Genomic DNA, 12,412 nt, shown 5'->3' with positions numbered 1-12,412 from the left:
TTGGATTTACGCCTTCAAAAGCGTGGATTTGGTGCAAAAAACCCATGGTGGGGCACTGGCATGCAATTTGCTCCCTTGTGAGGCAGGTTGCCTTGGCAGAGTATTCGCGCCGGCATCACCCATATCTAAGGGCACTCCACTACCCGCCCGAAGCCACCCGGAGGACATATGTCGAAGTCGGTTCAACTCATCAAAGATCATGACGTCAAGTGGATTGATCTGCGCTTCACTGACACCAAAGGCACTCAACATCACGTGACCATGCCGGCCCGTGATGCGCTGGACGACGAATTCTTCGAAATCGGCAAGATGTTCGACGGTTCCTCCATCTCCGGCTGGAAAGGCATCGAAGCCTCCGACATGATCCTGATGCCGGACGACAGCACTGCCGTCCTGGACCCATTCACCGAAGAGCCGACCCTGATCCTGGTCTGCGACATCATCGAACCTTCGACCATGCAAGGCTATGACCGCGACCCACGCGCCATCGCCCACCGTGCCGAGGAATACCTGAAGTCCACCGGCATCGGCGACACCGCTTTCTTCGGTCCAGAGCCTGAGTTCTTCATCTTCGACTCGGTCAAGTTCAAGTCCGACATCTCCGGCTCCATGTTCAAGATCTTCTCCGAACAAGGCTCGTGGATGTCCGACCAGGACGTGGAAGGCGGCAACAAAGGCCACCGTCCAGGTATCAAAGGCGGCTACTTCCCGGTTCCACCGTTCGACTTCGACCACGAAATCCGTACCTCCATGTGCAACGCACTGGAAGAAATGGGCCAGACCGTTGAAGTTCACCACCACGAAGTGGCAACTGCCGGCCAGAACGAAATCGGCGTGAAATTCAACACGCTGGTGAAGAAGGCTGACGAAGTACAGACCCTGAAGTACTGCGTACACAACGTTGCCGACGCCTACGGCCGCACCGCGACCTTCATGCCGAAGCCTCTGTACGGCGACAACGGTTCGGGCATGCACGTGCACATGTCGATCTCCAAAGACGGCAAGAACACCTTTGCTGGCGAAGGTTATGCCGGTCTGTCGGACACCGCCCTGTACTTCATCGGCGGCATCATCAAGCACGGTAAGGCCCTGAACGGCTTCACCAACCCGTCGACCAACTCCTACAAGCGCCTGGTACCAGGCTTCGAAGCCCCGGTGATGCTGGCCTACTCGGCTCGCAACCGTTCCGCCTCGATCCGTATTCCTTACGTGAACAGCCCGAAAGCCCGCCGTATCGAAGCGCGCTTCCCGGATCCGGCTGCCAACCCATACCTGGCCTTCGCTGCACTGATGATGGCCGGCCTGGACGGTATCCAGAACAAGATCCACCCTGGCGATGCCGCTGACAAAAACCTGTATGACCTGCCGCCTGAAGAGGCCAAGGAAATCCCACAGGTCTGTGGCAGCCTGAAAGAAGCCCTGGAAGAGCTGGACAAGGGCCGTGCGTTCCTGACCAAGGGCGGCGTATTCAGCGATGACTTCATCGACGCTTACATCGCACTGAAAAGCGAAGAAGAAATCAAGGTTCGCACCTTCGTACATCCACTGGAATACGAGCTGTACTACAGCTGCTGATCCAATAAGCGCCGCCACGCACGGCGTGAACTAAAGAGAGGCCTCCTTCGGGAGGCCTTTTTCATGGGCGCCGGTTACGTGCATGATGCGTCGTCGCTCCCTATAGAAGACGAGACCGCCCATGACGCTTCGCCTCAAGCTCTGCCTTGCCTTATCCGCCGCGCTGCTGGCCTCTGCCGCTGAAGCCCGCACCGCACCCGAAGCCTTGACTCCCCTACTCAACGCCATTGGCGAGCGCCTGCTGATCGCCGATCAAGTGGCGCTGAGCAAATGGGACAGTGGCAAACCCGTGGAGGACCGTCAGCGCGAACGTGAAGTCATTGCCGCCGCCGTGGCCCAGGCGCCGGTCTACAAGCTGAGCGGTGAAACCGTGGAGGCGTTTTTCGCCGCCCAGATAGAGGCCAACAAATTTATCCAATACGTCGACTTGTCCGACTGGGCCCTGGAAGGCAAGGCGCCGGATCTGCCGCGCCCGGACCTGGTAGGCGAGATCCGCCCCAAACTCGACCGCCTGCAAAAGCGCCTGTTGCAACAACTGGCCGACTTCTCGCCCTACCGCACCGACCCGCAGTGCCCGCAATGGCTGGCCCGTGCCACTCACCACAACAAGCAACACCCGATACACCGGCTGGCCCTGATCCGGGCGACCGCCGGGGTGTGTATCTCCCCGAAATCCTGACAACATTTTGTAACCCCTGTGGGAGCGAGCCTGCTCGCGAATGGGCCGGTAACTTCAGCATCGCGGCGTCTGGCACACCGCTTTCGCGAGCAGGCTCGCTCTCACACAGGATTTGCGTTGGCCCAAAAATCAGGCACACAACAACCCAAAGAGGTTGATGCAACAATTTGGGCCAACCGCCTGCCCTGGCCTATGCTGCATCCATCACTTTTCGTTTTCGGTCGATTTTTCCATGGGTCGCGGTTTTTCAATCTTTCTGCTATTGCTGCTGGCGCTGCCCGCCGCCGCGCAGATCTACAAATACACCGACGCCGACGGCAACACCGCCTACAGCAACCAGCCACCCGACGGCGTTTCGGCCCAGGCCGTAGAACTGCCGCCGCTCAACAGCGTGGAATCCCAAGCCCCGACCAGCCCCGACACGCCCGCGACGCCGGAGAACACCAACGCGCCGCACAAAGCCTACGAGCTGTTGGAGCTGACCGACATCCCCACCGAAGAAGCCCTGCGTGCCAACAACGGCACTTTCACGGTGGGCGTTCGCTCGCAGCCGCGTCTGCAGAGTCCACATCTATTCAGATTACTGCTCGACGGCCAGCCTTACGGCCAGCCGAGCAATGTGCCGCGCCTGCAATTGCTGAACATCGACCGCGGCGAGCACAGCCTGGCGGTCCAGGTGATCGACGGAGAACGTCTCGTGCAGCAGAGCGAAACCGTCACCTTCACCGTGCAGCGAGTGCACCTGCCATGATTCGCCCACTCGTCGCCCTTGGCCTGTTGCTGATCGCAATGCCTGGCCTGGCGCAGGTCTACACCTACATCGACGCCCAGGGCAATCGCGTCTTCACCGACCAGCCACGCCCCGGCAATGCCAGGAAAGTACAATTTCCGCCCGGTAACCGCATGCCGACACCCGCCTCCGGTATCACCTCGACAACACCCGTCGAGTCGCCACAAGCCGAGCCCTTGTTTCGTTACGAGATGCTCCGACTGTTGATTCCCGAACCGGACGCCACGATACGCAGCACCGCCGGGGAGCTGATTGTCACCGCGACCAGCGAACCCGGCCTGCAGAGAGGCCACCGCTACCGTCTGCTGCTGGACGGCAACCCTACCGCCGAGCCAGGGCCAAGCCCGGTATTTGCCTTGAAAAACGTCGACCGGGGCACTCATCACCTGGCGGTCGAAATCCTGGATGAACAGGGCCGTATCGTCGAACGCACCGCCAACCAGCCCTTCCACATGCAACGCATGTCCCTCGCGCAGAAGCGCCGCGTCAAGCCGTGCGCCATGGCCGACTATGGCCAGCGTCCCGAATGCCCCCTCGCCGAAAAACCCGAGGAAGAAAAAAGCAGCATCCTGCCGTTCTTCTAATGCCCTTCAGGGTCGCGCACTATATTGGTGCAATACCTTGCACGCTACCCAGTTTCAAATCCCATTTTGGTTCGAAAGTACCCGTAAAAGCTGGCAGAACGCCACGCAACTGGGCGAAAAATGGCCTTTTGAGGCTCTAAACGCTTCTTTTCGGAGCCTTGGTTTGGTTTTTGCATTTTGCTGGTATCAGCGCATTAATCGCGCGCGCGATTTGGGGGCCTGCCCTTGAACGCTACGCTTTAAAAGAGGTCCTGATGACCATTAGCGACGCACTACACCGCTTGTTGCTCGACAATCTCACCACCGCGACCATCCTGCTCGACGCCGAACTGCGCCTCGAGTACATGAACCCGGCGGCGGAGATGCTCCTGGCCGTCAGCGGCCAGCGCAGCCACGGGCAGTTCATCAGCGAACTGTTTACCGAGTCCGCCGAAGCGCTCAATTCCCTGCGCCAGGCCGTGGAACAGGCCCACCCGTTCACCAAGCGCGAAGCGATGCTGACCGCCCTGACCGGCCAGACCCTGACCGTCGACTACGCGGTAACGCCAATACTGAACAACCACGCCACCCTGCTGCTGTTGGAAGTCCATCCCCGTGATCGCCTGCTGCGCATCACCAAGGAAGAGGCACAGATATCCAAGCAGGAAACCAGCAAGATGCTGGTGCGCGGCCTCGCCCATGAAATCAAGAATCCGCTTGGCGGCATTCGCGGCGCGGCCCAGTTGCTCGCCCGGGAGCTGCCGGAAGAAAGCCTCAAGGACTACACCAACGTCATCATCGAAGAAGCTGACCGCCTGCGTAACCTGGTGGACCGCATGCTTGGCTCGAACAAGCTGCCCTCGCTGGCTTTGTGCAATGTCCACGAAGTATTGGAACGCGTCAGCAGCCTGGTGGAAGCAGAAAGCCAAGGCTGCATCACCCTGGTGCGCGACTATGACCCGAGCATTCCCGACGTCTTGATCGATCGCGAACAGATGATCCAGGCGGTGCTGAATATCGTGCGCAACGCCATGCAAGCCATCAGCACCCAGAACGAGTTGCGCCTGGGCCGCATCAGCCTGCGCACCCGCGCCATGCGCCAGTTCACCATCGGCCATGTGCGCCATCGCCTGGTGACCAAGATCGAGATCATCGACAACGGTCCGGGCATTCCCCAGGAATTGCAGGAAACCATCTTCTTTCCCATGGTCAGCGGCCGCCCGGACGGTACCGGGCTGGGGCTGTCCATCACCCAGAACATCATCAGTCAGCATCAGGGCTTGATCGAATGTGAAAGCCACCCCGGCCACACCACTTTCTCGATCTTCCTGCCACTGGAACAAGGAGCCACATCGACATGAGCCGTAGTGAAACCGTGTGGATCGTCGATGACGACCGTTCTATCCGCTGGGTCCTGGAAAAAGCCTTGCAACAGGAAGGCATGACCACCCAGAGCTTCGACAGCGCAGACGGGGTGATGAGCCGCCTGGCCCGTCAGCAGCCGGACGTCATCATTTCCGACATCCGCATGCCCGGCGCCAGTGGCCTGGACTTGCTGGCGCGGATTCGCGAGCAGCACCCACGGCTGCCGGTGATCATCATGACCGCCCATTCGGACCTGGACAGCGCCGTCGCGTCCTACCAGGGCGGTGCGTTCGAATACCTGCCCAAGCCGTTCGATGTCGACGAAGCCGTGTCCCTGGTCAAGCGCGCCAACCAGCACGCCCAGGAACAACAAGGCCTGGAAGAAGTACCGGCCCTGGCCCGCACTCCGGAGATCATCGGCGAAGCGCCGGCGATGCAGGAAGTGTTTCGCGCCATCGGCCGCTTGAGCCACTCCAACATCACCGTGCTGATCAACGGCGAGTCGGGCACCGGCAAGGAATTGGTTGCCCACGCCCTGCACCGCCACAGCCCACGGGCGGCGTCGCCGTTCATTGCGCTGAACATGGCCGCGATCCCAAAGGACCTGATGGAATCCGAGCTGTTCGGCCATGAGAAAGGCGCCTTCACCGGCGCGGCAAACCTGCGGCGCGGACGCTTCGAGCAAGCCGACGGCGGCACGCTGTTCCTCGACGAAATCGGCGACATGCCGGCAGACACCCAGACCCGCTTGCTGCGCGTGCTGGCCGATGGTGAGTTCTATCGGGTGGGCGGTCATACCCCGGTCAAGGTCGATGTTCGAATCATTGCCGCGACCCACCAGAATCTGGAAACCCTGGTCCACGCCGGTAAGTTCCGGGAAGACTTGTTCCATCGCCTGAATGTGATCCGCATCCACATCCCGCGCCTGGCGGACCGTCGCGAAGACATCCCGACCCTGGCCCGACACTTCCTCGGCCGCGCGGCCCAGGAACTGGCGGTGGAGCCCAAGCTGCTCAAGAACGAAACCGAGGAATACCTCAAGAACCTGCCGTGGCCCGGCAACGTGCGTCAGTTGGAGAACACCTGCCGCTGGATCACGGTGATGGCGTCGGGTCGCGAAGTGCATATCAGCGACCTGCCACCGGAACTGTTGAGCCTGCCACAGGATTCGGCGCCAGTGACCAACTGGGAACAGGCCCTGCGCCAATGGGCTGACCAGGCGCTGGCCCGCGGCCAGTCGAGCCTTCTGGACAGCGCCGTGCCGAGTTTCGAGCGGATCATGATCGAAACCGCCCTCAAGCACACCGCCGGCCGCCGCCGTGACGCCGCCGTCCTGCTGGGTTGGGGCCGCAATACCTTGACCCGCAAGATCAAGGAATTGGGGATGAAGGTTGATGGCGGGGACGATGATGAGGGGGATGAGGGCTGATCAGCCTTTAACCCCTTCGCTGAATTTGAAGGCCAATCGCGAGCAAGCTCGCTCCCACAATGGATTTCCAGTGTTCGCGAGCGCGTGAACACCACTGAACCCTGTGGGAAGCTTGCTCCGGGCGGCGATCCGACGATGCTTTTATAGCTTTATGCACCGCTTCAATGCACGGCGAACCGCAATTGCTCATGTGCCACAGGCCCGAACCCATCGGACCGCTTCGAAAAAACCAGCCGCCGCAAAAGCCAAAGCCCCGGATTACGGGGCTTTGCGCATTTCCAGCAAGTTTTTTGTGACAAGCCATTTAAAACTGGCACGTCCCCTGCAATAGCCAGATCACTACCCAGTTTTGGGGACCTTGGTACAGGCAGGCCGGGGATTCCCCTCTTTTATACCGGGCTCATCGAGCCCACTGTTTTGGGGGCCTTGATACAGGCAGGTCAAGGTTTCCCTTCTTTACACCCAGGGGCCCTGCGCCGAGCGCGAGCCCTCCCGTTTTGGGGACCTTGGTACAGGCAGGCCGGGGATTCCCTCTTTTATTGCTCTTGGAGACGGATCTCCAACCGCCAGCGGTCATCGACTTCGCTGCCGGCCCACTCCCCTCGCAACGGACGCGCCGCTACCAGCGTCAGCAACAAGCCCTTGTCACTCAGACGCACCCGCCAATTCACATCCTTGCCGTTGAGCTTGAGCTGGCCGTTCTGTGGTGAACCCTCTGCATCGAACAACAGCGCCACCGAGCCGTCGACGACTTCCCCGTGCAACTTGGGTTCATTGTTGAACCAGGCAACCAGCCCGCCGTCGTTGACTTCGACCTGCTGCAGCAAGCTCGGCTCAGGCGTGGTCAGGCGTCCGATCATCAGCCCGATCATCATGCCGAAAATCGCCAACGAGCCCATCACCCGAGGCATTAGCTTCGAACGTCGATCGGTTTGCGGCGTAGAATGCCGCTCATCTTCATCTGCGGAGCCGTGCATGTTTCACGTCATCCTTTTTCAACCGGAAATCCCGCCGAATACCGGCAACGTCATCAGGCTGTGCGCCAACAGTGGCTGCCACCTGCATTTGATCGAACCGCTGGGCTTCGACATGGACGACAAGCGCCTGCGCCGCGCCGGCCTCGACTACCACGAGTATGCCACTTTGCAGCGGCACGCCGATCTGGCCAGTTGCTTGGAGAGCTTGGGGCATCCACGTCTTTTCGCTTTCACCACCAAGGGCTCGCGGCCGTTTCATGATGCCAGCTTCGTCGCCGGGGATGCGTTCCTGTTCGGCCCGGAAAGCCGTGGCCTGCCGGCCGAAGTGCTGGACGCCCTGCCCGCCGAACAACGCTTGCGCCTGCCAATGCGCGAAGGCTGCCGGAGCCTGAACCTGTCCAACACCGTGGCGGTAGCGGTTTACGAGGCGTGGCGGCAGAACGGCTTCGCCTGAACCCTACCTGTTGGCAGAAACACCTGTGGGAGCGAGCTTGCTCGCGATGGCGCTGGGTCAGTCGACTTTGATGTTAACTGATACACCGCCATCGCGAGCAGGCTCGCTCCCACAGGTTTTGTGCCGCGTGGAGCGCCGTTTACTGAACGGTCGCGCCGCCTTCCTGCTGCATGCGCTGCAGCTCTTGCGCGTACAGGGCATCGAAGTTCACCGGAGCCAGCATCAGCGCCGGGAACGAACCGCGAGTCACCAGGCTATCCAGGGTTTCGCGGGCGTAAGGGAACAGGATGTTCGGGCAGAAAGCACCCAGGGTGTGGCTCATCGAAGCGGCATCCAGATTCTTGATCAGGAAGATACCGGCCTGCTGCACTTCGGCGATGAACGCGACTTCGTCGCCGTTCTTGACGGTGACCGACAGGGTCAGTACCACTTCGTGGAAATCGTCTTCCAGGGCTTTCTGACGGGTGTTCAGGTCCAGGCCTACGCTCGGCTCCCACTGCTGGCGGAAAATCGCCGGGCTTTTCGGGGCCTCGAAGGACAGGTCACGGACGTAAATGCGCTGCAAGGAGAATTGCGGTGCGGCTTCTTCTTCAGTGGCAGCAGTGTTCTGTTGGTCAGTCATCGCAGATCCTTCTTACTTCAGTTCTGTTAATAGGAATTCAGGCCTTGAGCAGCGCGTCGAGCTTGCCGGCGCGCTCCAGGGCGTACAGATCATCGGAACCGCCCACGTGGGTGTCGCCGATCCAGATCTGCGGCACGGAGGTACGCCGGGCCTTCTGGGTCATTTCGGCGCGCAGTTGCGGCTTGCCGTCGACCTTGATCTCTTCGAAAGCCACGCCTTTACTCTGGAGCAAGTGCTTGGCTCGGGAGCAATAAGGGCAGTAATCGCTGGAGTAGACAACTACGTGGGGCATGTCACTTCACCAAGGGCAGATTGTCGGCTTTCCAGCTCGCAACGCCACCGGACAGCTTGGCGGCGGTGAAGCCGGACTTCATCAGTTCGCGGGCAAGGGTACCGGCCTGCTGGCCTTGGGCGTCCACCAGGATGATTGTCTTGGCCTTGTGCTTTTCCAGTTCGCCAACGCGTGCGATCAGTTTGTCCTGCGGAATGTTCAGCGCGCCGACAATGTGACCGGCGGCGTATTCCTTGCTCGGGCGGATATCGACCACCACGCCGGCATCCTTGTTGACCAGCGCAGTCAACTCGCCAGTGCTCAGGCTGCGTCCGCCGCCCTGCATCGTATGGGCCAACAGCAACGCCAACAGTACGACGAAGATACCGACGAGAATGTAGTGGTTAGTGGCAAATTCAATCAGGTGAGCAACCATCGAAGGAGGTTCCAGGGCGTTAAAATGTCGGCCAGTATACACAGCACGCAAGGCCGGCCAAACCCCGCCCGGCGGTGACGGCACCGGAACTTACCTTTAAACTGCCCGTCCCTTTTCCATCGTCTTCTTTCAACCAGCCACGAGTGGATTCCATGACTACCACGCCTAAACCTTTGGTCCTGATGATTCTGGACGGCTTCGGTCACAGTGACAGCCACGAATCCAATGCCGTATACGCGGCCAAGAAGCCTGTACTGGATCGCCTGTGGGCCACCGTGCCGAACGGCTTGATCTCCGGCAGCGGCATGGACGTAGGCCTGCCCGACGGGCAAATGGGCAACTCCGAAGTCGGCCATATGAACCTCGGCGCGGGCCGCGTGGTGTATCAGGATTTCACCCGCGTGACCAAGTCGATCCGCGATGGCGAGTTCTTTGAAAACCCAACCATCTGCGCCGCCGTGGATAAAGCCGTCGCCGCTGGCAAAGCCGTGCACTTCATGGGCCTGCTGTCCGATGGCGGCGTACACAGCCACCAGGATCACCTGGTCGCCATGGCCGAACTGGCCGCCAAGCGCGGCGCCCAGAACATCTACCTGCACGCCTTCCTCGATGGCCGCGATACGCCGCCCAAGAGCGCCGAATCGTCGATCAAGGTTCTGGATGACACGTTCAAGGCGCTGGGCAAGGGCCGGATTGCCAGCCTGATCGGCCGCTACTTCGCCATGGACCGCGACAATCGCTGGGATCGCGTCGCCCAGGCCTACAACCTGATCGTCGACGGCAATGCCGAATTCCACGCCGCCACCGCGCAAGAAGGCCTGCAGGCAGCCTATGAACGCGGCGAAAGCGACGAATTCGTCAAGGCCACCACCATTGGCGCGCCGGTCAAAGTCGAGGACGGCGACGCCGTGGTGTTCATGAACTTCCGTGCCGACCGCGCCCGTGAACTGACCCGCGTATTCGTCGAAGACGATTTCAAGGAATTCGAACGCGCCCGCCAGCCGAAACTGGCCGGTTTCGTGATGCTGACCCAATACGCCGCCAGCATTCCCGCGCCCTCGGCCTTCGCCGCCGGCAGCCTGGAAAACGTGCTGGGCGATTACCTGGCGAAAAACGGCAAGACCCAGCTGCGCATCGCCGAAACCGAAAAGTACGCCCACGTGACGTTCTTTTTCTCCGGTGGCCGTGAAGAACCCTTCCCGGGCGAAGAACGCATCCTGATCCCGTCGCCGAAAGTTGCCACCTACGACCTGCAACCGGAAATGAGCGCGCCGGAAGTGACCGACCGCATCGTCGACGCCATTGAAAACCAGCGCTACGACGTGATCGTGGTGAACTACGCCAACGGCGACATGGTCGGCCACAGCGGCGTATTCGACGCAGCGGTCAAGGCGGTGGAATGCCTGGACACTTGCGTGGGTCGCATCGTCGACGCCCTGGAGAAAGTCGGCGGCGAAGCCCTGATCACGGCGGACCACGGCAACGTCGAGCAGATGTCCGACGAATCCACCGGCCAGGCCCACACCGCGCACACCACCGAGCCGGTGCCGTTCATTTATGTCGGCAAGCGCGACTTCAAGGTCCGCAACGGCGGCGTGCTGGCTGACGTGGCCCCGACCATGCTGATGTTGCTGGGCATGGAAAAGCCGGCTGAAATGACCGGGACCTCGATCCTGGTCTGACCAGGCGTCGCAGCATTGAGCAGGGCTTTTGTGGCGAGGGAGCTTGCTCCCGTCGCAGATGCTTCTGGCTTGATCTTGTCGAGGGGCTGCTTCGCAGCCCAGCGGGAGCAAGCTCCCTCGCCACAGCAAGCTCGCTCCCACATTGGTTTTTGGTGTTTTTTCGGCCAGTTATCACACAGCCCCAAATGGGCGTTTTTTTTGCAGCGTGGGGCGGGCATACTAGGCCGTCCCTTTCCCTGGTGTCGCCCGCCTCTATGCTTCGCGTCCTGATAGCCCTTGCCCTGACCTGCCTCCTCCAACCGGCCTTTGCCGACGAGCGCGCGCAAACCCAACAACAGTTGGAAGCCACGCGTCAGGACATCGCCGAGTTGAAGAAACTGCTGGGCAAGCTGCAGGAAGAAAAGTCCAGCGTGCAGAAAGACCTGCGCGGCACCGAAACCGAGATGGGCAAGCTGGAAAAGCAGGTCGACGCCCTGCAGAAAGAGCTGAAGAAAAGCGAATCCGAGCTGCAGCGGCTCGATGGAGAGAAAAAAAAACTCCAGAGCGCGCGCACTGAACAGCAAAAGCTGATCGCCATCCAGGCCCGGGCGGCGTACCAGAACGGTCGCCAGGAATACCTCAAACTGCTGCTCAACCAGCAGAACCCCGAGAAGTTTGCCCGCACTCTCACTTATTACGATTACCTGAGCCAGGCACGCCTGGAGCAGTTGAAGAACTTCAACGAAACCCTGCGCCAACTGGCCAATGTCGAAAAAGACATCGAGTTACAGCAGGCCCAGTTGCTGGTGCAGAAAAGCAGCCTCGACACCCAGCGCGAAGAACTCGAGAAGGTCCGCAAGGAGCGCCAGGAGGCCCTGGCCAAGCTCAATGACGACGTCAAGGCCCGCGACAGCAAGCTCAAGGCCCGCGAGCAAGACCAGGCCGAACTGGCCAATGTACTGAAAACCATCGAAGAAACCCTGGCTCGCCAGGCCCGAGAGGCAGAAGAAGCGCGCCAGAAAGCGCTGATCGCCCAGCAGGAAGCCGAAAAAAAGCGGTTGCGTGAAGCCCAGGCCGACGCTGACGCCGGCGAGGCGCCGCGCAAACCGGCAAAATCCAGCCCCGGCGCGCTGGTTTCCAGCGACGGCGAAACCTTCGGCGGCGCTTTTGCTTCAGCCCGAGGCAAACTTCCATGGCCAGTCAATGGTCGATTACTTGCGCGCTTCGGTGAAACCCGCGGCGACGATACCCGCACCAAGTGGGACGGCGTGATGATCAGCGCCTCCGCCGGTAGCCAGGTGCATGCCGTACATGGCGGGCGCGTGGTGTTTGCCGATTGGCTGCGCGGCGCCGGCTTGCTGGTGATCCTCGATCACGGCAATGGATACCTGAGCCTTTACGGCCACAACCAGACCCTGCTCAAATCAGCCGGGGATGTGGTCAAGGCCGGCGAGTCCATCTCAACGGTCGGCAACAGTGGCGGGCAGGATACGCCAGCACTGTATTTCGCTATTCGCCAGCAGGGTCGCCCAAGTGACCCGGCCCAATGGTGTCGTGCGCAAGGATAAGCGCGCCCATCCAACTCAGGAG

Annotated in this window: 13 protein-coding genes; 9 read left to right on the top strand and 4 right to left on the bottom strand. The window is 60.7% G+C overall.

Translation table 11 applies throughout. The features are described 5' to 3' along the window. The first annotated feature begins 168 nt into the window (after positions 1-168). The 6 genes from glnA (at position 169) to ntrC (ending at position 6,401) form a co-directional block, all read left to right on the top strand. Positions 169-1,575 (top strand): type I glutamate--ammonia ligase, encoded by a 1,407-nt coding sequence (gene glnA, locus FHK92_RS26570; RefSeq protein ID WP_030141463.1) that lies wholly within the window; start codon positions 169-171, stop codon positions 1,573-1,575. A 121-nt stretch (positions 1,576-1,696) separates the two neighbouring features. Continuing rightward, on the top strand, positions 1,697-2,254 hold the full coding sequence (locus FHK92_RS26565; RefSeq protein WP_181290744.1) for a chorismate mutase: 558 nt from the start codon (positions 1,697-1,699) through the stop codon (positions 2,252-2,254). Positions 2,255-2,486: 232 nt separating this feature from the next. Further along, entirely contained in the window at positions 2,487-3,005 is a 519-nt protein-coding gene (locus FHK92_RS26560) for a DUF4124 domain-containing protein (protein WP_181290743.1), read from the top strand. Continuing rightward, complete coding sequence (locus tag FHK92_RS26555; RefSeq protein ID WP_181290742.1) at positions 3,002-3,628, top strand: DUF4124 domain-containing protein; 627 nt, start codon at positions 3,002-3,004, stop codon at positions 3,626-3,628. The genes FHK92_RS26560 and FHK92_RS26555 overlap by 4 nt, the downstream gene beginning before the upstream one ends. 254 nt (positions 3,629-3,882) lie before the next feature. After that, on the top strand, positions 3,883-4,968 hold the full coding sequence (gene glnL / locus FHK92_RS26550; RefSeq protein ID WP_181290741.1) for a nitrogen regulation protein NR(II): 1,086 nt from the start codon (positions 3,883-3,885) through the stop codon (positions 4,966-4,968). Beyond that, positions 4,965-6,401, top strand: a complete 1,437-nt coding sequence (ntrC, locus tag FHK92_RS26545; RefSeq protein ID WP_030141468.1) for a nitrogen regulation protein NR(I) — start codon at positions 4,965-4,967, stop codon at positions 6,399-6,401. The genes glnL and ntrC overlap by 4 nt, the downstream gene beginning before the upstream one ends. Positions 6,402-6,937: 536 nt before the next feature. Here the strand turns inward: ntrC and FHK92_RS26540 are convergent. After that, complete coding sequence (locus FHK92_RS26540) at positions 6,938-7,378, bottom strand: hypothetical protein (protein WP_181290740.1); 441 nt, start codon at positions 7,376-7,378, stop codon at positions 6,938-6,940. On the opposite strand from FHK92_RS26540, the gene trmL reads away from it, so the two are divergent. Beyond that, positions 7,377-7,832 (top strand): tRNA (uridine(34)/cytosine(34)/5-carboxymethylaminomethyluridine(34)-2'-O)-methyltransferase TrmL, encoded by a 456-nt coding sequence (trmL, locus tag FHK92_RS26535; protein ID WP_039592709.1) that lies wholly within the window; start codon positions 7,377-7,379, stop codon positions 7,830-7,832. The two genes, FHK92_RS26540 and trmL, sit on opposite strands and share 2 nt — an antisense overlap. 139 nt (positions 7,833-7,971) lie before the next feature. Here trmL and secB read toward each other — a convergent pair whose 3' ends face one another. From secB to FHK92_RS26520, 3 genes are read right to left on the bottom strand one after another with little or no spacing between them, the layout of a single operon-like run. Next, on the bottom strand, positions 7,972-8,454 hold the full coding sequence (secB, locus tag FHK92_RS26530) for a protein-export chaperone SecB (protein WP_058546235.1): 483 nt from the start codon (positions 8,452-8,454) through the stop codon (positions 7,972-7,974). Positions 8,455-8,491: 37 nt separating this feature from the next. Beyond that, positions 8,492-8,746, bottom strand: a complete 255-nt coding sequence (gene grxC, locus FHK92_RS26525; protein WP_181290739.1) for a glutaredoxin 3 — start codon at positions 8,744-8,746, stop codon at positions 8,492-8,494. Between the two features lies 1 nt (position 8,747). After that, positions 8,748-9,161: a rhodanese-like domain-containing protein gene (locus FHK92_RS26520; RefSeq protein ID WP_181290738.1), complete on the bottom strand. Its 414-nt coding sequence runs from the start codon at positions 9,159-9,161 to the stop codon at positions 8,748-8,750. Positions 9,162-9,313: 152 nt separating this feature from the next. Between FHK92_RS26520 and gpmI the strand changes: the two genes are divergently transcribed. Beyond that, the gene (gene gpmI, locus FHK92_RS26515; protein ID WP_181290737.1) at positions 9,314-10,843 is read left to right on the top strand and encodes a 2,3-bisphosphoglycerate-independent phosphoglycerate mutase; all 1,530 of its coding nucleotides are present in this window, start codon (positions 9,314-9,316) and stop codon (positions 10,841-10,843) included. 254 nt (positions 10,844-11,097) lie between these two features. Then, a complete protein-coding gene (locus FHK92_RS26510) occupies positions 11,098-12,390 on the top strand; it encodes a murein hydrolase activator EnvC family protein (RefSeq protein WP_181290736.1) in 1,293 nt (430 codons plus the stop codon). Positions 12,391-12,412 lie beyond the last annotated feature (22 nt).

The organism is Pseudomonas brassicacearum subsp. neoaurantiaca, from assembly GCF_013608025.1.
Taxonomy (GTDB): domain Bacteria; phylum Pseudomonadota; class Gammaproteobacteria; order Pseudomonadales; family Pseudomonadaceae; genus Aquipseudomonas.
Note: the sequence above shows the minus strand (reverse complement) of the source record. Positions and strands in the feature narration are given on the sequence as shown.